Source organism: Streptococcus pseudopneumoniae ATCC BAA-960 = CCUG 49455 (assembly GCF_002087075.1).
GTDB classification, from domain to species: Bacteria; Bacillota; Bacilli; order Lactobacillales; family Streptococcaceae; genus Streptococcus; species Streptococcus pseudopneumoniae.
Genome location: NZ_MWSM01000040.1, coordinates 32586 through 59289, shown reverse-complemented (window position 1 = coordinate 59289; position 26704 = coordinate 32586). Strand labels below are relative to the sequence as shown.

Genomic DNA, 26704 nt, shown 5'->3' with positions numbered 1-26704 from the left:
GTGCTTTGAGCAGCCTGCAGATCGCTTCCTAGTTTGCTCTTTGATTTTTGTTGATAAAAAGAAATGCTCCTCCACGATGGAAGAGCATTTTTATTGTGATTTTGATTCAGTTTCAGCCGACTCTGGGTGGAGTTCTTGGTAACTTGGTGCCTTGAAAAGGTCAGTACTAGTTTTGCCTTGTCGTTGGCTAAAGAGGCTGGTTGACTGACTACCTTTTTCCTGTTCAATCTTTTGCAGAATTGGCAAGGAATTGAGGTAAGAAATACTTTCAGTATCAACTTTTCCAAGATGATCTGCTTGGTAGAAACGTATCAAATCACCAGTTTGAATCTGGTCGCTGATTTTCAGCTGTTGACTAGCTGCTTGACGAACGCTTTCTAGTTCAGTTTGAGCTTGTTCATCAAGATTGCTGATTTCAAGACCACTTTCAGTGTAGTAGGTTCGTCCGTCGTAGCTGGTATATTTGGGTGTGACGAAGGAATTGGCAGTTCGAAAGGCAACGATTTCTTGATGGTCTGGAGACAGAAGGTCTTGCCCAACTTGAAGGAAGGAACTGGACTCAATACCAAGGAGGTGTTCGAGAGTCGGTAAGATATCGATTTGTCCACCGTAGGTATTGATGATTTGTCCTTTTTCATAGCCAGGCATGACCACCATAAAAGGCACTCGTTGCAACATGGCATTGTCGTAATTCGACCAGTTCTCAGAAGTCTTGCTAATCAAGGGTGCCAGGTCAGGATTGCGGGAGTTGGAAATACCATAATGGTCTCCGTAAATGACGATGATGGATTTTTCATAGAGGCCACTTTCTTTGAGATAGTCAAAGAAGGCTTTAATGGCACTGTCCAGATAGTTGGCTGTTTGGAAGTAGCCATTGATTGTTTCATCTTTGGTCTTAGCCAGTGGGAAACCAAGCTCATCGCCAGTCAGATTGCTAGCATAGGGATAGTGATTGGACACCGTGATATACTTGGCATAAAAAGGCTGCTGCAAATGCTCCAGATACTGAATAGAATCTTTCATCATGATTTTATCATTTAAACCATATTGGAAAGAATTGCTACTGTCTTGCTTGGTGAAGTAGGATGCATCAAAGAAGTATTGATAGCCCCATTGTTTGTAGGTCGTATTTCGGTTCCAGAAGGTCCCAATATTACCGTGAAAGACAGCACTTGATTGATAGCCATTTTTTGTTAGGATAAAAGGCGCTGCCTGCTGGGTATTGGTACTTCCATAGTTGACCATAAAGGAACCTTGGTCAAGTCCAAACAAACCAGTCTCTAGCATGGTTTCCGCATCTGAGGTTTTACCAGCCTTGACTTGGTTAAAGATATTCGAAAAGGCTAGTGTAGATTGCGAATGGTAGAGGGAATTAAGGAAGGGAGTGACCTCATGCTCAGTTCCATCTAGGTTGAGTTTATAGTCAAGCAGGAACTGCTGGAAGCTCTCCAAGTGGAGATAAATCACATTTTTTCCTTTGGCCAAGCCAAAATAGTCTGGATTGGGCTTAGCCGAATGCTCTTGAATATAATCTGTAATAGGTTGCAGATCTGTCTCAGAGGCCTTGGCTCGTTCCTTGTTGGCGCTGTAGGATTGGTTGGCACTATAACCTAAAAAAGCTGGTAAACTGAGGGCGCGGACAACATAATAATTCGAAAATCCTCGCGACAGGAGATCGGGACGCTCAATTTCAGCCAAGAAAAGGTTAGCTGAAAAGAGCAGGGCAGAGAGAGCAGTGATGGCAACACTGGAGCGGAATTTGAAAGGTCTCCTATCCAGCTGGATGAATTTTTTATAGAAAAGGAAAGCCAGCAGTGGGAAATCCATAAAATAGATGAAATCCCAAAAGCGCAGTAACTCTAATTCTGCAGTACCAACAGACACCTTGCTGACCACCTTCATGGTATTAGCCGTGATAAAGTCACTAAATTCTCGATAGTAAAAGACGTTGGAATAAAGCCAAATGAATAAAAGGCTATAAATAGCTATACTCAGACCATAAAAGATTTTGGTTGACCGAGCATAGAGGGCTAGAGCCAGCAGGAGTAGCCCCAAGGGAAGGGGATTGAAAAAGGCGATAAAGGCAAGGTAATTTCCCTGCAACTTGCCCACTTGAATATCTAAATTAAAGTCAACGGCATAGGCTAATAAGGTTTTGAGCCAATAGAGGATTAAAAGGGTTAGGACAAAACCCAGTCTGGTACCGACGGCTTTTTGGATTTTGTTAAAATTGCTTTTCACACATTTACTTCCTAATTTTTTATTAGTATTAGTATACCATTTTTTAAAAGAAGAGTAAAAAAGCAAGGGTAGTTTCTTTTTTGAGAATTGGCTAAAAGTTTGATATAATGGTAGTTATGAATAGAATAAGAGTTAGCAAAAGGGTTGAAAAGAAGCTTGCTAAGGGGCTAGTTTTACTAGAAGCCAGTGATCTTGAGAATGTCAATCTTAAGGATCAGGAAGTAGAAGTGCAGGGTCAAGAAGGAACCTTTCTTGGGACTGCCTACCTTTCTCAGCAAAACAAGGGCTTGGGCTGGTTTGTTAGTAAGGACAAGGTGGCCTTCAATCAAGCTTTCTTTGAAATGCTGTTTAGACAAGCCAAAGAAAAGAGAAGCGCCTACTATCAAGATGATTTGACAACTGCCTTTCGTCTCTTCAACCAAGAGGGAGATGGCTTTGGGGGTCTGACAGTGGACCTTTATGGCGACTATGCTGTCTTTTCTTGGTATAACTCTTATGTTTATCAGATTCGTCAGACCATCTCAGAAGCCTTTAGACAGGTTTTTCCTGAGGTTTTAGGGGCCTATGAGAAGATCCGCTTTAAGGGTTTGGACTATGAATCTACCCATGTTTATGGTCAAGAAGCACCTGACTTTTTCACTGTTTTGGAAAATGGTGTCTTGTATCAAGTCTTTATGAATGATGGCTTGATGACAGGGATTTTCCTAGACCAGCACGAGGTTCGTGGTAGCTTGGTGGATGGATTGGCTATGGGCAAATCCTTGCTCAATATGTTTTCTTATACAGCAGCTTTTTCAGTAGCTGCGGCCATGGGAGGAGCAAACCAGACAACTTCGGTTGATTTAGCCAAACGTTCACGAGAATTGTCGGAAGCGCATTTTCAGGCAAATGGAATCAGCACAGACGACCATCGTTTTGTGGTCATGGATGTCTTTGAATATTTCAAGTATGCCAAACGAAAAGGCTTGACCTACGATGTGATTGTCCTAGATCCGCCTAGCTTTGCTCGGAACAAAAAACAAACCTTCTCTGTGGCCAAGGATTATCACAAGTTGATTTCCCAGAGTCTTGAGATTTTAAATCCTGGAGGGATTATCATTGCCAGTACCAATGCTGCCAATGTTTCCCGTCAGAAATTTACAGAACAAATTGATAAAGGCTTTGCAGGAAGAAGTTACCAGATTTTAAATAAATACGGTCTTCCAGCAGACTTCGCCTATAATAAAAAAGATGAAAGTAGTAATTACCTCAAGGTGATTAGTATGAAGGTTAGTAAATGAAATTAATCGTTTCAGTAATGCCAAGAAGTTTAGAGGAGGCCCAGGCTCTGGATGCCACGAGGTACCTGGATGCCGACATCATTGAATGGCGTGCCGACTATCTGCCTAAAGAAGCGATTTTGCAGGTGGCTCCAGCTATTTTTGAAAAATTCGCAGGTCGTGAGTTGGTTTTCACGCTACGAACTCGCTCTGAAGGGGGAGAAATTGACCTTTCTTCAGAAGAATATATCCATTTAATCAAGGAAGTGGTGCAACTCTATCAACCAGACTATATTGATTTTGAGTACTATAGCTACAAGGATGTTTTTGAGGAAATGCTGGACTTCCCAAATCTCGTTTTGAGTTACCACAATTTCCAAGAAACACCTGAAAATATGATGGAAATCTTGTCAGAGTTGACGAGCCTAAATCCAAAACTTGTCAAGGTTGCGGTGATGGCTCATACGGAGCAGGATGTGCTAGACTTGATGAACTATACACGGGGCTTTAAAACCCTCAATCCTGAGCAGGAATATGTAACTATTTCTATGGGTAAGGTGGGCAAGGTTTCTCGTATCACTGCGGATGTGACTGGTTCGAGTTGGTCTTTTGCCAGTCTGGATGAGGCTAGTGCCCCTGGTCAGATTTCTCTAGCTAGCATGAAAAAAATCAGGGAGATTTTGGATGAAGCTTGATGGCTATACACGTTTAGCTGCAGTTGTTGCCAATCCTATTAAACATTCTATTTCTCCCTTCATCCACAATAGGGCCTTTGAGGCGACAGCTACCAATGGTGTTTATGTTGCTTGGGAGATTGAAGCGGGTGATTTGGCAGAAACAGTAGCCAATATTTGTCGCTACCAGATGTTTGGCATCAATCTGTCCATGCCCTATAAGGAGCAGGTGATTCCTTATTTGGACGGGCTGAGCGATGAGGTGCGCTTGATTGGTGCGGTCAATACGGTTGTCAATGAGAATGGGAATTTGATTGGATATAATACAGATGGCAAGGGATTCTTTAAGAGTTTGCCTTCTTTTACAATTACAGGTAAGAAGATGACCCTGCTGGGTGCAGGTGGTGCGGCCAAGTCCATTATAGCGCAAGCCATTTTGGATGGTGTCAGTCAGATTTCGGTCTTTGTTCGTTCCGTTTCTATGGAAAAAACAAGACCTCACCTAGACAAGTTACAGGAGCAGACAGGCTTTAAAGTGGACTTGTATGCTTTAGAAGATGTTTCGGAACTGCAAGCAAGGATTGTCGATTCGGGCTTACTGGTCAATGCGACTAGTGTGGGCATGGATGGTCAATCATCCCCAGTTCCAGAAAACATCAATCTGACAGAGACTCTCTTGGTCGCAGATATCATTTACCAACCCTTTGAAACGCCATTTTTGAAATGGGCTAGAAGTCAGGGCAATCCAGCAGTCAATGGTCTGGGAATGTTGCTCTATCAAGCTGCAGAAGCTTTTCAACTGTGGACAGGCAAGGAAATGCCGACAGAAGAGATTTGGCAGTCTTTAACAGAAAAATACCAATAAAGAAAGGGAGACTCTCCTATGAAAATCAGAATCGATATTCCTCATCATCCTTATGATATTCAGATTGAAAAAGGTTGTCTGGCTCAGGCTGGTCAATGGTTGCGAGAACTATGGCAACCACAAAAAGTGCTCATCGTAACAGACAACCATGTAGCTTCTCTTTATGCTGAGAAGGTCAAACTCAGCCTAGAAGATGCTGGTTTTCAGGTAGCTGTTTTTGACTTTTTAGAAGGGGAAGAAAGAAAGAATTTAACTACTGTTCAGAAAGTATATGAATTTCTAGTTAAGCAGGGGTTGACTCGTAGCGATGGAATCGTGGCTCTCGGCGGTGGTGTCGTTGGGGACCTGGCTGGTTTTGTAGCCTCTACCTATATGCGGGGTATTCACTTTGTTCAGATTCCGACCAGTTTAACTGCCCAGGTGGATTCGTCTATCGGTGGAAAGACAGGCGTTAACACTCCATTTGCTAAGAATATGGTGGGTACCTTTGCCCAACCAGATGGGGTTCTGATTGACCCGCTTGTCCTTGAAACGCTTGGAAAAAGAGAGTTGATTGAAGGGATGGGGGAGGTCATCAAGTATGGCTTGATTGAGGATCCAGAACTGTGGGCTCTTTTGACGGAGCTGGATGGTTCTGTTGAGAGCATTCTGGAACATGCAGAGACCTTGATTGAACATTCTTGTCAGGTCAAGCGCAAGATGGTAGTTGAGGATGAGTTGGACAATGGTGTTCGCCTTTACCTCAATTTTGGCCACACCATTGGTCATGCCATTGAAGCAACGGCTGGGTATGGGAAAGTCATGCATGGTGAAGCTGTTGCCATGGGAATGGTGCAGATTTCCAAGGTGGCTGAGGAAAAAGGCCTTATGCCAGAAGGAATAACTCAGTCCATTACAGCTATGTGTCAGAAATTTGGCTTGCCTGTTGACTATGAAAACTGGGATGTTGACAAGCTTTATCAGGCTTTGACTCATGACAAGAAAGCGCGTGGCAACATCTTGAAATTGGTCTTGGTGCCAGAGCTTGGTTCAGCGACCATTCACCCAGTTTCTCTGGAAGAGATGAAAGACTACTTGGTAAAATAAGGAGAGTGTATGAGATATTTAACTGCAGGAGAATCACACGGACCCCGTCTGACAGCTATCATTGAGGGAATTCCAGCTGGGCTTCCTTTGACAGCTGAGGATATCAATGGCGACCTTAAACGCCGTCAGGGTGGCTACGGTCGTGGTGGTCGTATGAAGATTGAGAGTGACCAGGTTGTCTTTACTTCGGGTGTTCGCCACGGGAAGACGACAGGGGCGCCTATTACTATGGATGTCATCAATAAGGACCACCAGAAATGGCTGGACATCATGTCTGCGGAGGACATTGAAGACCGCCTTAAAAGCAAGCGGAAAATTACTCATCCTCGCCCAGGTCATGCCGATTTGGTTGGGGGGATTAAGTACCGTTTTGATGATTTGCGAAATTCTTTGGAGCGTTCATCAGCTCGTGAAACTACCATGCGGGTGGCAGTTGGTGCAGTAGCCAAACGCCTCTTGGCTGAGCTGGATATGGAGATTGCCAACCATGTCGTGGTCTTTGGTGGTAAGGAAATAGATGTTCCTGAAAATCTGACAGTCGCTGAAATTAAGCAAAGAGCTGCCCAGTCTGAAGTTTCTATTGTCAACCAAGAACGAGAACAGGAAATCAAGGACTATATTGACCAAATCAAACGTGATGGTGATACCATCGGTGGGGTTGTGGAGACAGTCGTCGGAGGCGTTCCAGTTGGTCTTGGTTCCTATGTCCAATGGGATAGAAAATTGGATGCAAGATTGGCCCAGGCAGTTGTCTCTATCAATGCTTTTAAAGGGGTGGAATTTGGTCTTGGCTTTGAGGCTGGTTATCGTAAAGGCAGCCAAGTTATGGATGAAATTCTCTGGTCTAAAGAAGACGGTTATACTCGCCGTACCAATAATCTAGGTGGTTTTGAAGGTGGTATGACTAATGGGCAACCCATCGTTGTTCGTGGGGTCATGAAACCCATTCCTACTCTTTATAAACCTCTTATGAGTGTGGATATCGAAACCCACGAACCTTATAAGGCAACCGTGGAGAGAAGTGATCCGACCGCTCTTCCAGCAGCAGGAGTGGTTATGGAAGCCGTTGTGGCAACGGTTCTGGCACAAGAAATCCTTGAAAAATTCTCATCAGACAATCTAGAGGAATTAAAAGAAGCGGTAGCCCAACACCGAGATTATACAAAGAACTATTAAGGAGTTCCTATGGCAAAAACAATCTATATCGCAGGTCTTGGTTTGATTGGTGCCTCTATGGCGCTTGGTATCAAACGCGATCATCCAGATTATGAAATTTTAGGGTATAATCGCAGTCAAGCTTCGAGAGATATTGCCTTGAAAGAAGGCATGATTGACCGTGCAACGGATGATTTTGCCAGTTTTGCTCCTTTGGCAGATATCATCATTCTCAGCTTGCCAATCAAACAAACCATTTCCTTTATTAAGGAGTTGGCCAACTTGGACTTGAAAGAAGGTGTCATTATTTCAGATGCTGGTTCGACTAAGTCAGCCATTGTAGATGCGGCGGAGAACTATTTAGCTGGCAAGTCTGTTCGCTTTGTCGGAGCCCATCCCATGGCTGGTAGTCACAAGACAGGGGCTGCTTCTGCGGATGTCAATCTTTTTGAAAATGCCTATTATATCTTTACACCTTCAAGCCTGACAAGTCAGGACACGCTTAAGGAAATGAAGGATCTGCTTTCAGGTCTTCATGCTCGTTTTATCGAGATTGATGCCCAGGAGCATGATTGTGTGACTTCTCAGATTAGCCATTTCCCTCATATTCTGGCTTCTAGTCTCATGGAGCAGACTGCGGTCTATGCTCAAGAACATGAGATGGTAAGGCGCTTTGCGGCCGGTGGTTTTCGAGATATGACCCGAATTGCGGAAAGCGAGCCGGGTATGTGGACCTCTATTCTCTTGTCCAATCGTGAGACTATTTTAGACCGAATTGAGGATTTTAAGGAACGTTTGGAAGCGATTGGTCAGGCCATTAGTAAGGGGGATGAAGAGCAAATTTGGAACTTTTTTAACCAAGCGCGTGAACAACGCCAGACCATGGAAATCCATAAGCGTGGTGGTGTGGATAGCTCTTACGACCTCTATGTTGACGTTCCTGATGAAGAAGATGTCATCCTGCGGATTTTGGAACTGCTACGTGGAACTTCCTTGGTTAACATCCACATCAACGAGGAAAATCGTGAAGATATTCACGGAATCCTACAAATTTCATTTAAAAATGCTCAAGACTTGGAACGAGCCGAGCATCTCATAACAGAAAATACCGACTACACAGTCGTCATCAAATAAGGAGAAAATCATGTCAAATATTTACGATAGTGCAAACGAACTCAGTCGCGGTCTACGCGGATTACCAGAATACAAGGATGTTAAAGCAGCTAAAGATGCGATTGCAGCAGATGCTGAGGCAAGCAAAATCTTTACAGAATATCTTGCCTTTCAAGAGGAAATTCAAAAACTAGCACAGACAGGTCAAATGCCAGATGCGTCCTTCCAAGCTAAGATGGAAGGCTTTGGTAAACAGATTCAAGGAAATAGCCTCTTGTCAGAATTCTTTACCAAGCAACAACAATTGGCCATTTATCTTTCTGACATTGAAAAAATTGTTTTTGAACCAGTTTCGGAATTGCTGAAATAAGAAAAGAACGATCCTAAAGTCAGGAATTTTTAAGGAATTTCTGGCTTTTTATGATAAAATAGGTAAAAGTATTGCAAGTATGAGGTCCAGTATGAAACTAAAAACAAACATTCGCCATTTACATGGTAGTATCCGCGTCCCAGGTGACAAGTCTATCAGCCACCGTTCCATTATCTTTGGAAGTTTGGCTGAGGGTGAGACCAAGGTTTATGATATTCTGCGAGGTGAAGACGTTCTTTCGACCATGCAGGTTTTTCGTGACCTTGGTGTTGAAATTGAGGATAAAGATGGGGTTATTACCATTCAAGGTGTAGGCATGGCTGGCTTAAAAGCGCCACAAAATGCCCTTAATATGGGAAATTCTGGCACCTCGATTCGCCTGATTTCAGGTGTCCTTGCAGGTGCAGATTTTGAAGTAGAAATGTTTGGAGACGACAGTCTTTCCAAACGTCCTATGGATCGTGTGACGATTCCTCTGAAAAAAATGGGCGTTAGCATTTCGGGACAAACTGAGCGAGACCTGCCTCCTCTTCACTTAAAAGGGACGAAAACCCTAAGACCTATTCAGTATGAGTTGCCAATTGCCTCTGCCCAAGTCAAGTCAGCCTTGATCTTTGCGGCCTTGCAGGCTCAGGGGGAGTCAGTGATTATCGAAAAAGAGTGCACCCGTAATCATACTGAAGATATGTTGAAACAATTTGGTGGCCATTTAAGTGTGGAGGGCAAGAAAATCACAGTCCAAGGGCCACAAAAATTGACAGGACAGAAGGTGGTCGTACCAGGAGATATTTCCAGTGCAGCCTTTTGGTTAGTCGCAGGTTTGATTGTTCCAAACTCTCGTCTAGTGCTGCAGAATGTGGGTATCAACGAAACGCGCACCGGTATTATTGATGTCATTCGCGCCATGGGTGGAAAATTGGAAATGACTGAAATTGACCCAGTCGCTAAATCTGCTACCTTGACTGTTGAGTCTTCAGACTTGAAAGGAACAGAGATTGGCGGTGCCTTGATTCCACGTTTGATTGATGAATTGCCCATTATCGCTCTACTTGCGACCCAAGCCCAAGGTGTAACAGTTATCAAGGATGCTGAGGAACTTAAGGTCAAGGAAACAGACCGCATTCAGGTGGTGGCAGACGCCCTGAATAGTATGGGAGCAGATATCACACCTACAGCAGATGGAATGATTATCAAAGGAAAATCCGCTCTTTACGGTGCTAGAGTCAATACGTTTGGAGACCACCGAATTGGCATGATGACAGCCATCGCAGCTCTCTTGGTTGCAGATGGAGAAGTGGAACTTGATCGGGCAGAAGCCATCAATACCAGCTATCCTAGCTTCTTTGATGATTTGGAGAACTTGACTCATGGCTAAGGTGTTACTAGGCTTTATGGGTGCTGGCAAATCGACTATTGCAAGAGGTTTAGACCCAGACTACCTTGATATGGATGCTCTGATAGAGAAGCGTTTAGGTATGTCCATTGCGGAATTTTTCGCGGAAAAGGGCGAAGCGGCCTTTCGTCAGGTAGAGTCAGAAGTCCTAGCTAATTTACTACAAACAGACCAAGTCGTGTCAACTGGAGGAGGAGTGGTTATTTCTCAGAGAAATCGTGACTTACTCAAGACTAATACAGATAACATCTACCTGAAAGCAGATTTTGAAACCCTCTACCAACGTATCGCAGCTGATAAGGATAATCAGCGCCCGCTTTTTCTAAATAATAGCAAGGAAGAACTTGCAGCTATTTTCCAAGAAAGACAGGTTTGGTATGAGGAAGTGGCTAGTCGGATTTTGGATGTGACCAAGCTAAGTCCGGAGGAAATTATAGAGGAACTAAGATGAAAATTGCTTATCTAGGTCCCAAGGGATCATTTTCACACCATGTTGTGCAGACAGCTTTTCCTAATGAGGAATTGCAGGCTTTTGCCAACATTACAGATGTCATCAAGGCTTATGAGCAAGGATTAGTGGACTATTCTGTGGTGCCAGTTGAAAACTCTATTGAGGGTAGTGTTCATGAAACCTTGGACTATCTTTTTCATCAGGCTCACATCCAAGCAGTAGCAGAAATCGTTCAGCCTATTCATCAGCAGTTGATGGTGGTTCCAGGCCATACTAAGATTGAAAAGATTTTTTCACATCCACAGGCCTTGGCTCAAGGAAAGAAATTCATCGATGAACAATATCCAGAGGCTCAAATCGAGGTAACAGCTAGTACAGCTTATGCGGCCCGTTTTATTTCCGAACATCCAGACCAGCCCTTTGCAGCAGTTGCACCTAGAAGTTCTGCTGAAGAATATGGATTGGAACTGATTGCCGAGGATATTCAGGAAATGGAAGCCAATTTCACACGTTTCTGGGTTCTAGGAGCTGAAAAGCCTTCTATTCCCTTGCAAGCACAAACTGAAAAGATGAGTTTGGCCTTGACATTACCTGACAACCTTCCAGGTGCACTTTATAAGGCCCTGTCGACCTTTGCTTGGCGAGGAATTGACTTGACAAAAATTGAAAGTCGTCCACTCAAGACAGCACTGGGTGAATACTTTTTCATTATCGATGTGGATTATACCGATAAGGACTTGGTCCACTTTGCCCAAAAAGAATTAGAAGCGATTGGAATCCAGTATAAAATTCTGGGTGCCTATCCTATTTATCCAATATCAGACCATGGAAAGGAGAGAAGATGAGTAAAGAAAATCCCTTAAGTCATCATGAGCAGTTGCGTTATGATTATTTGCTAAAAAATATTCATTATCTCAATGAGAGAGAAAAAAATGAGTTTGCCTATTTGCAAGAAAAGCTAACTCTTGCTAGGGGAAATAGTAGCTCTAGCTTGGAACAAGAAAGAGAAGAGCAGGTTGACTTACCAAGCTATGCGAACCGGAGTCGCTCACAATCCAAATCACAAGCACTCTCTTTCCCTCCAAAAAAGAAAAGACGGAAGCTCCGTCTTAAACGAATTTTTATGGTGATTTTTTCACTTTTGGTCTGTGTGGCTTTGGCCATGGTATTCATGTTTTTGCGTGGTTACCAAGATGCTAGCGCAAAGAAAACTGCTGATGCTAAGGCAGCACAGGTTCAAGTCTTTAATGGTCAGGACACTAGAGATGGAGTTAATATTTTGATCATGGGGACAGACGGTCGAATCGGTCAAAATAGTGTTGAGACACGAACTGACTCTATTATGGTATTAAATGTCGGGGGCTCAGATAAGAAAATGAAGCTAGTCAGTTTCATGCGTGATAATTTGGTCTATATAGATGGTTATAGTCAAGTGATTAATGGTAGAAAACAGACAGATAACAAGTTAAACGTAGCCTACGAGTTAGGAGAACAAGAGGGGCAAAAAGGGGCAGAAATGGTTCGCCAAGTCTTGAAAGATAATTTTGACTTGGACATTAAGTACTACGCCTTGGTTGATTTCCAGGCCTTTGCCACAGCGATTGACACGCTTTTCCCTGATGGGGTGACGATTGATGCTCAATTTTCAACATTGAATGGGCGTCCCCTAACAGAAGCTACAGTCGGAGATGATTTATATGCTACCGAGACTGAGTCTCCAACCCAAACCATTAAAGTCGGAAAACAGCAGATGAATGGCTCGACCCTGCTCAATTATGCTCGTTTCCGTGATGATGATGAGGCGGATTACGGCCGTACAAAAAGACAGCAACAAGTTTTAACAGCAATTTTAGAGCAAATTAAAGATCCCACTAAACTTTTCACTGGTTCTGAAGCTCTTGGAAAGGTTTTTGCTATGACCTCAACCAACGTACCCTATACTTTCCTCCTAACAAACGGTTTATCTGTTTTGGATGGAGCAAAAAATGGTATTGAAAAATTGACGATTCCAGAACTGGGTGACTGGGTAGATGCCTATGATGTTTATGGAGGCTTGGGCTTGCTGGTTGATCAAAACAAATATCAAACCAAGCTCGCTCAAATGGGCTTGAGATAAGATAATACTCAATGAAAATTAAAGTGCAAACTAGGAAGCTAGCCGCAGGCTGCTAAAAACACAGTTTTGAGGTTGTAGATAAGACTGACGAAGTCAGTTACCTATACCTACGGCAAGGTGAAGCTGACGTGGTTTGAAGAGATTTTCGAAGAGTATAAGACAGAAAAATCAAAGTTTGATAGCTATTTGGATAGCAGTCAGGCTTTGATTTTTTACAGTCTGCAATAGATTTTCACCCCTTGTTTGTGGTATAATGAAACGATACGATAGAAAGAATAATGAACAATATGACTGATTTAAAAGCAATTCAGGCTCGTAGTCTGGAGATGGCTGAATATTTTGTGGCCTTTTGTAAAGAACATGATTTGCTCTGTTATCTCTGTGGCGGAGGCGCTATTGGTACCCTTCGAAACAAGGGATTTATTCCTTGGGACGACGACCTAGACTTTTTTATGCCTCGTAAAGATTATGAGAAATTAGCAGAATTATGGCCTCGTTATGCAGATGAACGTTATTTCTTGTCAAAGAGTTACAAGGATTTTGTTGATCGTAATCTTTTTATTACCATTCGTGACAAGGAAACCACCTGTATCAAGCCTTATCAGCAGGATTTGGATTTGCCACATGGTCTGGCCTTGGATGTTTTGCCTTTGGATTATTATCCGAAAGATCCAGCTGAGCGGAAAAAACAGGTTCGTTGGGCCTTGATTTATTCACTCTTTTGTGCGCAAACTATTCCAGAAAAGCATGGTGCTCTCATGAAATGGGGAAGTCGCATTTTACTGGGTTTGACTCCAAAATCTCTCCGTTATCGCATCTGGAAAAAAGCTGAGAAAGAAATGACTAAGTATGATTTGGCTGATTGTGATGGCATTACAGAATTATGCTCAGGTCCTGGCTACATGAGAAACAAGTACCCAATCACATCTTTTGAAGACAATCTTTTCTTGCCATTTGAAGGAACAGAGATGCCTATTCCAATCGGCTATGATGTCTATCTCAGAACTGCTTTTGGGGATTATATGACGCCTCCACCAGCAGACAAGCAGGTACCGCATCATGATGCTGTCATCGCTGATATGGATAAGTCTTATACAGAATACAAGGGAGAATATGGTGGCTAAGAAAAAAATCTTATTTTTTATGTGGTCTTTTTCTCTTGGAGGTGGTGCAGAGAAGATTCTATCAACCATTGTTTCAAATCTGGATCTAGAAAAGTATGATATTGATATTCTTGAAATGGAGCACTTTGACAAGGGATATGAATCTGTTCCAAAGCATGTACGCATTTTAAAATCCCTTCAAGATTATCGCCAAACCAGATGGTTACGAGCTTTTTTGTGGAGAATGAGAATTTATTTTCCAAGACTGGCTCGTCGTTTGCTTGTAAAAGATGATTATGATGTTGAAGTTTCTTTTACCATTATGAATCCACCACTGTTGTTCTCTAAAAGAAGAGAAGTCAAGAAGATATCTTGGATTCATGGAAGTATTGAAGAACTTCTTAAGGATAGCTCTAAAAGAGAATCACATAGAAGCCAGTTGGATGCTGCGAATACAATTGTAGGGATTTCAAAAAAGACCAGCAATTCTATCAAGGAAGTTTATCCAGATTATGCTTCTAAATTACAGACAATCTACAATGGATATGATTTTCAGACTATTCTAGAAAAATCTCAAGAGAAGATCGATATCGAGATTGCTCCTCAAAGTATCTGTACTATCGGACGGATTGAGGAAAATAAGGGTTCTGACCGTGTAGTGGAAGTGATACGATTATTACACCAAGAGGGAAAAAACTATCATCTCTATTTTATCGGGGCTGGTGATATGGAAGAGGAACTGAAAAAACGAGTCAAAGAGTATGGGATTGAGGACTATGTACATTTCCTTGGTTATCAAAAAAATCCTTATCAGTATCTATCTCAGACGAAAGTTCTCTTGTCTATGTCTAAACAAGAAGGTTTTCCTGGAGTGTATGTGGAGGCCTTGAGTCTGGGACTCCCTTTTATCTCTACGGACGTTGGAGGGGCTGAGGAATTATCCCAAGAAGGACGATTTGGACAAATCATTGAGAGCAATCAAGAGGCAGCTCAGGCGATTACTAATTACATGACTTCTGCCTCAAACTTTGATGTCGATGAGGCTAGCCAATTCATTCAACAATTTACAATTACAAAACAAATCGAACAAGTAGAAAAACTATTAGAGGAGTAGCATGGAAACTGCATTAATTAGTGTGATTGTGCCAGTCTATAATGTGGCGCAGTACCTAGAAAAATCGATAGCTTCCATTCAGAAGCAGACCTATCAAAATCTGGAAATTATTCTTGTTGATGATGGTGCAACAGATGAAAGTGGTCGCTTGTGTGATTCAATCGCTGAACAAGATGACAGGGTGTCAGTGCTTCATAAAAAGAACGAAGGATTGTCGCAAGCACGAAATGATGGGATGAAGCAGGCTCACGGGGATTATCTGATTTTTATTGACTCAGATGATTATATCCATCCAGAAATGATTCAGAGCTTATATGAGCAATTAGTTCAAGAAGATGCGGATGTTTCGAGCTGTGGTGTCATGAATGTCTATGCTAATGATGAAAGCCCACAGTCAGCCAATCAGGATGACTATTTTGTCTGTGATTCTCAAACATTTCTAAAGGAATACCTCATAGGTGAAAAAATACCTGGGACGATTTGCAATAAGCTAATCAAGAGACAGATTGCAACTGCCCTATCCTTTTCTAAGGGGTTGATTTACGAAGATGCCTATTACCATTTTGATTTAATCAAGTTGGCCAAGAAGTATGTGGTTAATACTAAACCCTATTATTACTATTTCCATAGAGGGGATAGTATTACGACCAAACCCTATGCAGAGAAGGATTTAGCCTATATTGATATCTACCAAAAGTTTTATAATGAAGTTGTGAAAAACTATCCTGACTTGAAAGAGGTCGCTTTTTTCAGATTGGCCTATGCCCACTTCTTTATTCTGGATAAGATGTTGCTAGATGATCAGTATAAACAGTTTGAAGCCTATTCTCAGATTCATCGTTTTTTAAAAGGCCATGCCTTTGCTATTTCTAGGAATCCAATTTTCCGTAAGGGGAGAAGAATTAGTGCTTTGGCCCTATTCATAAATATTTCCTTATATCGATTCTTATTACTGAAAAATATTGAAAAATCTAAAAAATTACATTAGAACGGGGGTGACCAAGTGATTGATGGGAAACGATTATTATTTAGTTTGACCATAGTCAGTTATGCCTTGACGCTAGTAAGTGGAATTGTGTATCTGTTTAATAATAATAATGTTAGCTTACTTTCTACTTTATTGTTCTTGTTGGTTAGTAGCTTAATTGCTTGTTGGAATGATATCAAGTATTACTTAATCCATTTTATTTTCTATTTAACCATTTTTGTATTTCTGGTATCAAGACCGACCATTGATTATTTTAGGGATGGTGCTTTGGATACCTATCATCCAATAGCCTATCGTTTTGCCTTTATAGTTGTCATGGTTTCGATTCTGGGCTTGACCACAGGAGGCATTCTGGCTCGTTACTTCATAGCTAGGAAGAAAATAAAAGTAGCAAATATAGGAAATTCTCTAAAAGAGGTTTATATCAAGCGGTTACGCTTTGTATCACTAGGAGTTTTTCTTCTAACCTATCCTTTCTATTTCATTCGGTTATTTGAACGGCTCTTGTATCGTTTGCAGACTTCCTACTATGCCTACTATGCAAATTTTGAAAGTAAACTGCCTTATTTTACCTACATTTTGTCTACCTTTACGGTCTATGCAATGTGTATGTATCTGGCAACCAAGCCAAAGAAATTGCAGGCCACAGCAGTGCTTGTCTCCTTTATTGCAGCTAATACTATTCATTTGGCAATTGGGACACGAAATCCCTTTATTTTAAGTATTTTATTTGCTTTTGTTTATTACTTTATGCGGGAGCAAACTGAAAAAGGAAAATGGATTGGGTTTAAAGAAAAGTTAGCGATTTTTGTAGGTTCTCCTATTCTCATGTTAGCGATGGGAGTACTCAATTATGTACGGGATAATGTCCAAGTTTCTCATACAGATTTCTGGGATATCTTACTTGACTTTATCTATAAACAAGGAACTAGTTTTGGCGTTCTGGCTCGAGGTTTTCTATTTAACAGTAGCCTACCTTACAGAGATTTCCGTAATTTTACTTTTGGTCCTGTTCTTGATTATTTTGCAAGGGGAAGCTTGGGGGCTATTTTCGGAGGAAAAGCCTTTGAACATACAACCAATAGTGTGGAGCTAGCTATTGATAGTAATAGTTATGCCCACAATTTGTCCTATCTTGTTTTGAACAAGGAATATTTAAAAGGACATGGTATCGGAAGTAGTTATATCATGGAGTTGTATACAGACTATGGTATGATAGGAGTCTTTCTACTTAGTCTCTTACTCGGTATGCTATTTATAGCCATGCTGCAAGTAGCCTATCGTTCAAGAACAATCCTATTTGCCTTGTCTTTACTCATCTTGAATAATCTATTCTTTATGCCTAGAAGTAGCTTTTCAGAAAGTTTCTTCAATTTATTTACAATGCAATTCTGGGGAATTGTTCTTGTGATTATATTTGTAGCAAAAATGCTTACAAAAGAGAACCAGTATCTACTAAACAAAGGAGAAAAAAATCATGTTTGAACATTATTCAGTAGCTGATTTATTTGCAAATCTTTACAAAAAACGAAAAGCAAATATTTTAGCTCTCATCGCTTTATTTGCTCTCATTGCTGTACCATTTACAATTAAAGCAGTTAGGAATAAAAACACTGTCAAAGATACAACAAGTTATTCAACTTATCTTAGCTATAAAATCACTCCTCCAGAAGACTCAGCTAAAACAATTTTGAATCATCAAATTGGTGGTTATAGTGATTTTTATGGGAAATTGATTGATGGGAATTTGAATGGAGCTTATCTTTTCAATGATGTAGAACCCAGTGAGTTGAAAAAAATTGCCAGTGAATTAGACACGACAGAAACAACCTTGAAAAATTCAACGAATGATTATTGGTGGAAAAAATTGACCGTCTACTATATGATTGACGATGCAGGGGTTGGTGTGAAAATTTTGACATCAAGTAAAGATGCTAATGATTTGTTAGAGCGAAAAATTGATGGATTGATTGAGAAATTTAAACACACTTTTGCAAATGTAAAAATTGAAAAATTGGAAACCATCAACTCTAAAGAATTGAATGCAAATGGTGAGACAGCACTTGGATTGAATGTGAAAAACTTGATTCTCCGTTTAGCTGTTATTGGAGTAGTTTGTGTGATTTTGGTTGTGATGGGGAATGTATTGATTTATCTCTTTAATCCAACAATCAATAGAGCAGGTGATTTTTCTCAGTATCAAATTGATTTTGTAACAGAGATTACAACAATTGCTAACCTAGCAGATGTCTTGTCATACAAAAATGCTGGACAAGAATTAACAATCGTTAGCTCAAATAAAGCTATCCTAGATAAATTGAAACAGAGTCAAGAGGCTTTAAAAGGAATGCATTTTGTAGATTTACAGGATGTATCATCTCTTTTGGAAAGAGATACAGTCCTTCTTGTTGAAGAGTACGGAGTGACTCGTTATAAGAAATTTGAACAAAGTCTTCAAATTCTTAGAAACTTAAATCGTTCTATCCTCGGTGTAGCAACCTTTAAACTATAAGCTTTCTGATGTATTAGGTCTTCAAAGTCGAACAAGAAGTTTGATTTTGAAGACCTTTTTCTATCTGTCTGCAGAAATTTTCTTTTATACTCAATGAAAATCAAAAAGCAAACTAGGAAGCTAGCCGCAGGTTGCTCAAAACACTGTTTTGAGGTTGCAGATAGAGCTGACGTGGTTTTAAGAGATTTTCGAAGAGTATTAGAGTCTTCTACAGAAGTTACCCTAGGGAAAATCTATCCCGACAGAGGAGCCTTCTTTTGATAAAATCGTAAAAATCTAGTATAATAGATAGAACTGAAAGTATGAGGTTACTAGCAATGAAAATGAAACAAATTAGTGATACAACTTTGAAAATCACGATGTCTTTAGAGGATTTGATGGATCGTGGCATGGAGATTGCTGACTTTCTTGTCCCTCAAGAAAAAACAGAAGAGTTTTTTTATGCTATCTTGGATGAGTTAGAGATGCCTGATAGCTTTCTAGATACAGGTATGTTGAGCTTCCGTGTGACTCCAAAACCTGATAAGGTTGATGTCTTTGTAACCAAATCAAAGATTGACCAAAATCTAGATTTTGAAGATTTATCGGATTTACCAGATATGGAAGAATTGGCTCAAATGTCGCCAGATGAGTTTATTAAAACCTTAGAAAAGAGCATCGCAGACAAAACTAAGGATGATATCGAAGCGATTCAATCTTTAGAGCAAGTCGAAGCCAAGGAAGAAGAGCAGGAGCAGGCTGAACAAGAAGCTGAGAGTAAGAAAGAACCTTACATCTACTACATCCTTTCTTTTGCTAAGTTGGCTGACTTGGTGGCTTTTGCTAAGACAGTGACTTTTGAGATGGAAACTTCTGAACTCTACAAGATGAATGAGCGCTATTATTTGACCATTTTAGTGGATATTGAAAATCATCCAAGTCCATATCCAGCTTGGCTGTTGGCCCGTATGCGCGAGTTTGCAGACGATAGTGATATCAGTCGCTCAGTCTTACAAGAGTATGGTCAAGTCTTGATGAGTCACGATGCAGTGCTCAATCTGCAAAAAATCGGCTAATCCTTTCTGGAAAGCTATTTTCAGATTTTAAGAAGAGCGAATCGTCTGATTCGTTTTTTCTTTTTATACTGAAATAGTGATTTACTATAATAGGAATTTTCACAAAATTCTGTTATAATGGCTATATTAGAAAATTTCGAGGAGATAAAGATGACAGTTAAAATTGCTTTACTAGGATTTGGTACCGTTGCAAGTGGTGTGCCTTTCCTCCTAAAGGAAAATGGAGGAAAAATCAATCAATCAGCACATTCAGATATCAAAGTTGCTAAGGTATTGGTCAAGGATGAAGATGAAAAAAATCGCTTGCTTGCAGCAGGGAATGACTTTAACTTTGTAACCAATGTGGATGATATTTTATCAGACCAAGATATTACTATCGTAGTGGAATTGATGGGGCGTATTGAGCCTGCTAAAACCTTTATCACTCGTGCCTTGGAAGCTGGAAAACACGTTGTTACTGCTAACAAGGACCTTTTAGCTGTCCATGGCGCAGAATTGCTAGAAATCGCTCAAGCTAACAAGGTAGCACTTTACTACGAAGCAGCAGTTGCTGGTGGGATTCCAATTCTTCGTACTTTAGCAAATTCCTTGGCTTCTGATAAAATTACGCGCGTGCTTGGAGTAGTCAACGGAACTTCCAACTTCATGGTGACCAAGATGGTGGAAGAAGGCTGGTCTTACGATGATGCTCTTGCGGAAGCACAACGTCTAGGATTTGCAGAAAGCGATCCGACGAATGACGTAGATGGGATTGATGCAGCCTACAAGATGGTTATTTTGAGCCAATTTGCCTTTGGCATGAAGATTGCCTTTGATGATGTAGCCCACAAGGGAATCCGCAATATCACACCAGAAGACGTAGCTGTAGCTCAAGAGCTTGGTTACGTAGTGAAATTGGTTGGTTCTATTGAGGAAACTTCTTCAGGTATTGCTGCAGAAGTGACTCCAACCTTCCTACCTAAAGCGCACCCACTTGCTAGTGTGAATGGCGTAATGAACGCTGTCTTTGTAGAATCTATCGGTATTGGTGAGTCTATGTACTACGGACCAGGTGCGGGTCAAAAACCAACTGCAACAAGTGTTGTAGCTGATATTGTCCGTATCGTTCGTCGTTTGAATGATGGTACTATTGGCAAAGACTTCAACGAATATAGCCGTGACTTGGTCTTGGCAAATCCTGAAGATGTCAAAGCAAACTACTATTTCTCAATCTTGGCTCCAGACTCAAAAGGTCAGGTCTTGAAGTTGGCTGAAATCTTCAATGCTCAAGATATTTCCTTTAAGCAAATCCTTCAAGATGGCAAAGAGGGTGACAAGGCGCGTGTCGTTATCATCACACACAAGATTAATAAAGCCCAGCTTGAAAATGTCTCAGCTGAATTGAAGAAGGTTTCAGAATTCGACCTCTTGAATACCTTCAAGGTGCTAGGAGAATAAGATGAAGATTATTGTACCTGCAACCAGTGCCAATATCGGGCCAGGTTTTGACTCGGTCGGTGTAGCTGTAACCAAGTATCTTCAAATTGAGGTCTGCGAAGAAGGAGATGAGTGGTTGATTGAACACCAGATTGGCAAATGGATTCCACATGATGAGCGTAATCTCTTGCTCAAAATCGCTTTGCAAATTGTACCAGATTTGAAACCTAGACGCTTGAAAATGACCAGTGATGTTCCCTTGGCGCGTGGTTTGGGTTCTTCCAGCTCAGTTATTGTGGCTGGGATTGAACTAGCCAACCAATTGGGGAAACTCGACTTGTCTGATCATGAAAAATTGCAGTTAGCGACCAAGATTGAAGGACACCCTGATAATGTGGCTCCAGCCATTTATGGTAATCTCGTTATTGCAAGTTCTGTTGAAGGGCAAGTCTCTGCTATCGTAGCAGACTTTCCAGAGTGTGATTTTCTAGCTTACATTCCAAACTATGAATTACGTACTCGCGACAGCCGTAGTGTCTTGCCTAAAAAATTGTCTTATAAGGAAGCTGTTGCTGCAAGTTCTATCGCCAATGTAGCGGTTGCTGCCTTGTTGGCAGGAGACATGGTGACCGCTGGGCAAGCAATCGAGGGAGACCTCTTCCATGAGCGCTATCGTCAGGACTTGGTAAGAGAATTTGCGATGATTAAGCAAGTGACCAAAGAAAATGGAGCCTATGCAACCTACCTTTCTGGTGCTGGGCCGACAGTTATGGTTCTGGCTTCTCATGACAAGATGCCAACAATTAAGGCAGAATTGGAAAAGCAACCTTTCAAAGGAAAACTGCATGACTTGAGAGTTGATACCCAAGGTGTCCGTGTAGAAGCAAAATAAAGAATAGAAGATAGGATGGGGAAACTCTTGACCAGAGGCTTTCATATCCTTTTTGTGAAAAGAAGTTTATACTCAATGAAAATCAAAGAGCAAACTAGGAAGTTAGCCGCAGGCTGCTCAAAACAGTGTTTTGAGGTTGTGGATAGAACTGAAGAAGTCAGCTCAAAATACTGTTTTGAGGTTGCAGATGTGAGCTGACGTGGTTTGAAGAGATTTTCGAAGAGTATTAGTTAAAAACGTGATAAAGGAGAAATAAAGATGGCAGAAATTTATCTAGCAGGTGGTTGTTTTTGGGGCCTAGAGGAATATTTTTCACGCATTTCTGGAGTGCTAGAAACCAGTGTTGGCTACGCTAATGGTCAAGTCGAAACGACCAATTACCAGTTGCTCAAGGAAACAGACCATGCAGAAACGGTCCAAGTGATTTACGATGAGAAGGAAGTGTCACTCAGAGAGATTTTACTTTATTATTTCCGAGTTATCGATCCTCTATCTATCAATCAACAAGGGAATGACCGTGGTCGCCAATATCGAACTGGGATTTATTATCAGGATGAAGCAGATTTGCCAGCTATCTACACAGTGGTACAGGAGCAGGAACGCATGCTGGGTCGAAAGATTGCAGTAGAAGTGGAGCAATTACGCCACTACATTCTGGCTGAAGACTACCACCAAGATTATCTCAGGAAGAATCCTTCAGGTTACTGTCATATCGATGTGACCGATGCTGATAAGCCATTGATTGATGCAGCAAACTATGAAAAGCCTAGCCAAGAAGTGTTAAAGGCCAGTCTATCTGAAGAGTCTTATCGTGTCACACAAGAAGCTGCTACAGAGGCTCCATTTACCAATGCCTATGACCAAACCTTTGAAGAGGGGATTTATGTAGATATTACGACGGGTGAGCCACTCTTTTTTGCCAAGGATAAGTTTGCTTCAGGTTGTGGTTGGCCAAGTTTTAGCCGTCCGATTTCCAAAGAGTTGATTCATTATTACAAGGATCTGAGCCATGGAATGGAGCGAATTGAAGTTCGTTCTCGTTCAGGCAGCGCTCACTTGGGTCATGTTTTCACAGATGGACCGCGGGAGTTAGGCGGCCTCCGTTACTGTATCAATTCTGCTTCTTTACGCTTTGTGGCCAAGGATGAGATGGAAAAAGCAGGATATGGCTATCTATTGCCTTACTTAAACAAATAAAACAGAGAGTGGGGCTTCCCACTTTCTTCATTTCTAGAATATGAATAGAAGGGATTTATGAAACACCTATTATCTTACTTCAAACCCTACATCAAGGAATCAATTTTAGCCCCCTTGTTCAAGCTGTTAGAAGCTGTTTTTGAGCTCTTGGTTCCCATGGTGATTGCTGGGATTGTTGACCAATCTTTACCTCAGGGAGATCAAGGTCATCTCTGGATGCAGATTGGCCTGCTCCTTATCTTTGCAGTAATTGGCGTTTTAGTGGCCTTGATAGCTCAATTTTACTCAGCAAAGGCAGCAGTAGGCTTTGCTAAGGAATTGACAAACGATCTTTATCGTCATATTCTTTCCTTGTCCAAGGACAGCAGAGACCGTCTGACAACTTCTAGTTTGGTCACTCGCTTGACTTCGGATACCTACCAGATTCAGACTGGTATCAATCAATTCCTGCGTCTCTTTTTGCGAGCGCCCATTATCGTTTTTGGTGCCATTTTTATGGCTTATCGAATCTCAGCTGAGTTGACTTTCTGGTTTTTAGTCATGGTTGCCATTTTGACCATTGTCATTGTAGGGTTATCTCGATTGGTCAATCCTCTCTACAGTAGTCTCAGAAAGAAAACGGACCAACTGGTTCAGGAAACGCGCCAGCAATTGCAAGGGATGCGGGTTATTCGTGCTTTTGGTCAAGAAAAACGAGAGTTACAGATTTTTCAAACCCTTAACCAAGTTTATGCTAGATTACAAGAAAAGACAGGTTTCTGGTCTAGTTTATTAACACCTCTGACCTATCTGATTGTCAATGGAACTCTTCTCGTTATTATCTGGCAAGGCTATATTTCAATTCAAGGAGGAGTGCTCAGTCAAGGTGCTCTTATTGCTCTTATCAATTACCTCTTACAGATTTTGGTGGAATTGGTCAAGCTAGCCATGCTGATCAATTCCCTCAACCAGTCCTACATCTCAGCTAAGCGAATCGAGGAGGTCTTTGAGGAATCTCCCGAAAACATCCATTCAGAATTAGAACAAAAGCAAGTTACCAGTGGTCGGGTTTTACAAGTCCAAGAATTGACTTTTACCTATCCTGATGCGGCCCAGCCTTCTCTGAGAGACATTTCCTTTGATATGAAGCAAGGGCAAATCCTTGGTATCATCGGAGGGACAGGTTCTGGTAAATCAAGCTTGGTGCAAGTCATCCTTGGACTTTACCCAGCAGACAAGGGGAGCATAGACCTTTATCGAGATGGAACTAGTCCTCTCAATCTTGAACAGTGGCGGTCTTGGATTGCCTATGTGCCCCAAAAAGTCGAACTCTTTAAGGGAACCATTCGTTCTAACTTGACTCTAGGTTTACATCAAGAAGTATCTGACCAAGAACTCTGGCAGGCCTTGGAGATTGCGCAAGCTAAGGATTTTGTCAGTGAAAAGGAAGGACTTTTGGATGCCCTAGTTGAGGCAGGTGGTCGAAATTTTTCAGGTGGACAAAAACAAAGGCTGTCTATCGCACGTGCAGTCTTGCGCCAAGTTCCATTTCTCATCCTAGATGATGCGACCTCAGCACTGGACATCATTACCGAGTCTAAGCTCTTGAAAGCTATTCGAGAAAATCTGCCTAACACGAGCTTAATCTTGATTTCTCAAAGAACATTGACTTTACAGATGGCTGACCAGATTCTACTCTTAGAAAAAGGAGAGCTCCTAGCTATCGGCAAGCACGAGGACTTGATGAAATCCAGTCAAGTCTATCGCGAAATCAATGCATCCCAACATGGAAAGGAGGGATAGTATGAGACGACAAACTGCAAACCAGACGTTCACACGTTTGGCTAAAGACCTTGCAAGTCATCCCTTCCTTCTTTTTCTAGCCTTTCTAGGAACTATTGCCCAGGTTGCCTTATCAATCTACCTACCTATTCTGATTGGGCAGGTCATAGACCAAGTTCTAGTGGCTGGTTCTTCACCAGTTTTTTGGCAGATTTTTCTCCAGATGATCTTGGTAGTTATAGGAAATACTCTGGTACAATGGGCCAATCCTCTTCTTTATAATCGCCTAATCTTCTCTTATACCAGAGACTTGCGAGAGCGAATCATTTATAAGCTCCATCGGTTACCGATTGCTTTCGTGGATCGGCAAGGAAGTGGAGAGATGGTCAGTCGGGTAACCACAGACATAGAACAGTTGGCAGCTGGCTTGACCATGATTTTTAACCAATTTTTCATTGGTGTTTTGATGATTTTGGTTAGTATTCTAGCCATGCTCCAAATTCATCTCCTTATGACCCTCATGGTTTTGCTGTTGACGCCACTGTCTATGGTAATCTCACGATTTATTGCCAAACGCTCCTATCATCTCTTCCAGAAGCAAACAGAGACCAGAGGGACTCAAACTCAGTTGATTGAAGAATCGCTTAGCCAGCAGACCATTATCCAGTCCTTTAATGCTCAGGTAGAGTTTATCAAAAGACTGTGTGAGGCTAATGACAACTACGCAGGCTATTCGCAGTCGGCCATCTTTTATTCTTCAACGGTCAATCCTTCGACTCGCTTTGTCAATGCGCTCATTTATGCGATTCTAGCTGGAGTAGGAGCTTATCGTATCATGATGGGGTCAACCTTGACCATTGGGCGTTTAGTGACTTTTTTGAACTATGTCCAACAGTATACCAAGCCCTTTAACGATATTTCTTCAGTGCTAGCTGAGTTGCAAAGTGCTCTGGCTTGCGCAGAGCGCGTCTATGCTGTCTTAGAAAGTCCTGAGGTTGCTGAAACAGGCAAGGAAGTCTTGACCAGTGACCAAGTTAAGGGAGCTATTTCCTTTAAACATGTCTCTTTTGGTTACCATCCTGAAAAGATTTTGATTAAGGATTTATCTATTGATATTCCAGCTGGTAGCAAGGTAGCCATCGTTGGTCCGACAGGTGCAGGAAAATCAACCCTTATCAATCTTCTTATGCGTTTCTATCCTATTAACTCAGGAGATATCTTGCTGGATGGGCAATCCATTTATGATTATACCCTAGTATCATTGAGACAGCAGTTTGGCATGGTGCTCCAAGAAACCTGGCTCAAGCAAGGAACCATTCATGACAATATTGCTTTTGGAAATCCTGAAGCCAGTCGGGAGCAGGTGATTGCTGCTGCCAAAGCAGCCAATGCAGATTTTTTCATCCAACAGTTGCCACAGGGATACGATACCAAGTTAGAAAATGCAGGAGAATCTCTCTCTGTCGGTCAGACCCAGCTCTTGACTATAGCGCGAGTCTTTTTGGATATTCCAAAGATTCTTATCTTAGACGAGGCAACTTCCTCCATCGATACACGGACAGAAGTGCTAGTACAGGATGCCTTTGCAAAACTCATGAAGGGGCGCACAAGCTTTATCATCGCCCACCGTTTGTCAACCATTCAGGATGCGGATTTGATTCTTGTCTTGGTAGATGGCGACATCGTGGAGCATGGCAATCATCAGGATCTCATGGCTAGAAAGGGTAAGTATTACCAAATGCAGCAAGCAGCAGCTTTTAGCTCTGAATAAGCCATTCTCTTTTGAAAGTTTATGGACGAAAAAAGTTGCCTTCGGGTGACTTTTTTGTTACAATAGCTAGAAAAATTGTTCACTGTAATACTTAATGAAAATCAAAGAGCAAACTAGGAAGCTAGCCGCAGGTTACTAAAAGCACTGCTTTAAGGTTGTAGATAAGACTGAC

25 protein-coding genes are annotated in these 26704 nt (G+C 41.6%); 24 read left to right on the top strand and 1 reads right to left on the bottom strand.

The window, feature by feature from the left end:
- Positions 1 to 90 precede the first annotated feature (90 nt).
- Positions 91 to 2241 carry an LTA synthase family protein gene (locus B4W83_RS09260; protein ID WP_000840071.1) on the bottom strand — a complete coding sequence of 717 codons (2151 nt, stop codon included), beginning with the start codon at positions 2239 to 2241 and terminating at the stop codon, positions 91 to 93.
- A 116-nt stretch (positions 2242 to 2357) separates the two neighbouring features.
- Here B4W83_RS09260 and B4W83_RS09255 point away from each other — a divergent pair, with 116 nt between their 5' ends.
- The 24 genes from B4W83_RS09255 to B4W83_RS09140 all read left to right on the top strand — a co-directional run bounded on the left by B4W83_RS09255 (position 2358) and on the right by B4W83_RS09140 (position 26532).
- Positions 2358 to 3521: a class I SAM-dependent rRNA methyltransferase gene (locus tag B4W83_RS09255; RefSeq protein ID WP_007284832.1), complete on the top strand. Its 1164-nt coding sequence runs from the start codon at positions 2358 to 2360 to the stop codon at positions 3519 to 3521.
- Positions 3518 to 4195, top strand: coding sequence for a type I 3-dehydroquinate dehydratase (gene aroD / locus B4W83_RS09250; protein ID WP_000767767.1), 678 nt, complete (start codon positions 3518 to 3520; stop codon positions 4193 to 4195). The genes B4W83_RS09255 and aroD overlap by 4 nt, the downstream gene beginning before the upstream one ends.
- On the top strand, positions 4185 to 5039 hold the full coding sequence (locus tag B4W83_RS09245) for a shikimate dehydrogenase (protein ID WP_000762489.1): 855 nt from the start codon (positions 4185 to 4187) through the stop codon (positions 5037 to 5039). The genes aroD and B4W83_RS09245 overlap by 11 nt, the downstream gene beginning before the upstream one ends.
- Positions 5040 to 5057: 18 nt before the next feature.
- On the top strand, positions 5058 to 6125 hold the full coding sequence (aroB, locus tag B4W83_RS09240) for a 3-dehydroquinate synthase (protein ID WP_000702126.1): 1068 nt from the start codon (positions 5058 to 5060) through the stop codon (positions 6123 to 6125).
- Between the two features lie 9 nt (positions 6126 to 6134).
- Positions 6135 to 7301: a chorismate synthase gene (gene aroC / locus B4W83_RS09235; RefSeq protein ID WP_001269882.1), complete on the top strand. Its 1167-nt coding sequence runs from the start codon at positions 6135 to 6137 to the stop codon at positions 7299 to 7301.
- 9 nt (positions 7302 to 7310) lie between these two features.
- Positions 7311 to 8414: a prephenate dehydrogenase gene (locus B4W83_RS09230; RefSeq protein WP_001140475.1), complete on the top strand. Its 1104-nt coding sequence runs from the start codon at positions 7311 to 7313 to the stop codon at positions 8412 to 8414.
- Between the two features lie 10 nt (positions 8415 to 8424).
- A complete protein-coding gene (locus tag B4W83_RS09225; protein WP_000065992.1) occupies positions 8425 to 8763 on the top strand; it encodes a YlbF/YmcA family competence regulator in 339 nt (112 codons plus the stop codon).
- Between the two features lie 91 nt (positions 8764 to 8854).
- Positions 8855 to 10138, top strand: coding sequence for a 3-phosphoshikimate 1-carboxyvinyltransferase (aroA, locus tag B4W83_RS09220; protein WP_000769885.1), 1284 nt, complete (start codon positions 8855 to 8857; stop codon positions 10136 to 10138).
- Positions 10131 to 10607 (top strand): shikimate kinase, encoded by a 477-nt coding sequence (locus B4W83_RS09215; protein ID WP_001151365.1) that lies wholly within the window; start codon positions 10131 to 10133, stop codon positions 10605 to 10607. The genes aroA and B4W83_RS09215 overlap by 8 nt, the downstream gene beginning before the upstream one ends.
- Positions 10604 to 11452 (top strand): prephenate dehydratase, encoded by an 849-nt coding sequence (gene pheA / locus B4W83_RS09210; RefSeq protein ID WP_000686437.1) that lies wholly within the window; start codon positions 10604 to 10606, stop codon positions 11450 to 11452. Before B4W83_RS09215 ends, pheA begins: the two co-directional genes overlap by 4 nt.
- Positions 11449 to 12723 carry a polyisoprenyl-teichoic acid--peptidoglycan teichoic acid transferase Psr gene (psr, locus tag B4W83_RS09205; RefSeq protein WP_000032344.1) on the top strand — a complete coding sequence of 425 codons (1275 nt, stop codon included), beginning with the start codon at positions 11449 to 11451 and terminating at the stop codon, positions 12721 to 12723. The genes pheA and psr overlap by 4 nt, the downstream gene beginning before the upstream one ends.
- Positions 12724 to 13001: 278 nt before the next feature.
- Positions 13002 to 13847 carry a LicD family protein gene (locus B4W83_RS09200; RefSeq protein ID WP_001062004.1) on the top strand — a complete coding sequence of 282 codons (846 nt, stop codon included), beginning with the start codon at positions 13002 to 13004 and terminating at the stop codon, positions 13845 to 13847.
- Positions 13837 to 14940: a glycosyltransferase gene (locus B4W83_RS09195; RefSeq protein ID WP_000225877.1), complete on the top strand. Its 1104-nt coding sequence runs from the start codon at positions 13837 to 13839 to the stop codon at positions 14938 to 14940. Before B4W83_RS09200 ends, B4W83_RS09195 begins: the two co-directional genes overlap by 11 nt.
- 1 nt (position 14941) lies before the next feature.
- Entirely contained in the window at positions 14942 to 15928 is a 987-nt protein-coding gene (locus tag B4W83_RS09190; protein WP_000446979.1) for a glycosyltransferase family 2 protein, read from the top strand.
- A 15-nt stretch (positions 15929 to 15943) separates the two neighbouring features.
- Positions 15944 to 17413, top strand: a complete 1470-nt coding sequence (locus tag B4W83_RS09185) for an O-antigen polysaccharide polymerase Wzy family protein (protein WP_000565080.1) — start codon at positions 15944 to 15946, stop codon at positions 17411 to 17413.
- Positions 17406 to 18440 (top strand): teichoic acid biosynthesis protein TarQ, encoded by a 1035-nt coding sequence (gene tarQ / locus B4W83_RS09180; protein WP_000461506.1) that lies wholly within the window; start codon positions 17406 to 17408, stop codon positions 18438 to 18440. Before B4W83_RS09185 ends, tarQ begins: the two co-directional genes overlap by 8 nt.
- 93 nt (positions 18441 to 18533) lie before the next feature.
- Positions 18534 to 18701 (top strand): hypothetical protein, encoded by a 168-nt coding sequence (locus B4W83_RS13000; RefSeq protein WP_007285054.1) that lies wholly within the window; start codon positions 18534 to 18536, stop codon positions 18699 to 18701.
- Between the two features lie 56 nt (positions 18702 to 18757).
- Positions 18758 to 19495, top strand: coding sequence for an adaptor protein MecA (gene mecA, locus B4W83_RS09170; RefSeq protein WP_000782676.1), 738 nt, complete (start codon positions 18758 to 18760; stop codon positions 19493 to 19495).
- 150 nt (positions 19496 to 19645) lie between these two features.
- Positions 19646 to 20932: a homoserine dehydrogenase gene (locus B4W83_RS09165; protein ID WP_000216383.1), complete on the top strand. Its 1287-nt coding sequence runs from the start codon at positions 19646 to 19648 to the stop codon at positions 20930 to 20932.
- A gap of 1 nt (position 20933) precedes the next feature.
- On the top strand, positions 20934 to 21803 hold the full coding sequence (thrB, locus tag B4W83_RS09160; RefSeq protein ID WP_000692402.1) for a homoserine kinase: 870 nt from the start codon (positions 20934 to 20936) through the stop codon (positions 21801 to 21803).
- Between the two features lie 75 nt (positions 21804 to 21878).
- Positions 21879 to 22001 carry a chlorohydrolase gene (locus B4W83_RS12800; protein ID WP_158083589.1) on the top strand — a complete coding sequence of 41 codons (123 nt, stop codon included), beginning with the start codon at positions 21879 to 21881 and terminating at the stop codon, positions 21999 to 22001.
- A 60-nt stretch (positions 22002 to 22061) separates the two neighbouring features.
- Entirely contained in the window at positions 22062 to 23000 is a 939-nt protein-coding gene (gene msrB / locus B4W83_RS09150) for a peptide-methionine (R)-S-oxide reductase MsrB (RefSeq protein WP_000818207.1), read from the top strand.
- A gap of 57 nt (positions 23001 to 23057) precedes the next feature.
- The gene (locus B4W83_RS09145) at positions 23058 to 24782 is read left to right on the top strand and encodes an ABC transporter ATP-binding protein (protein WP_000681713.1); all 1725 of its coding nucleotides are present in this window, start codon (positions 23058 to 23060) and stop codon (positions 24780 to 24782) included.
- A 1-nt stretch (position 24783) separates the two neighbouring features.
- Positions 24784 to 26532: an ABC transporter ATP-binding protein gene (locus tag B4W83_RS09140; protein ID WP_001254276.1), complete on the top strand. Its 1749-nt coding sequence runs from the start codon at positions 24784 to 24786 to the stop codon at positions 26530 to 26532.
- The last annotated feature ends 172 nt before the right edge of the window (positions 26533 to 26704 follow it).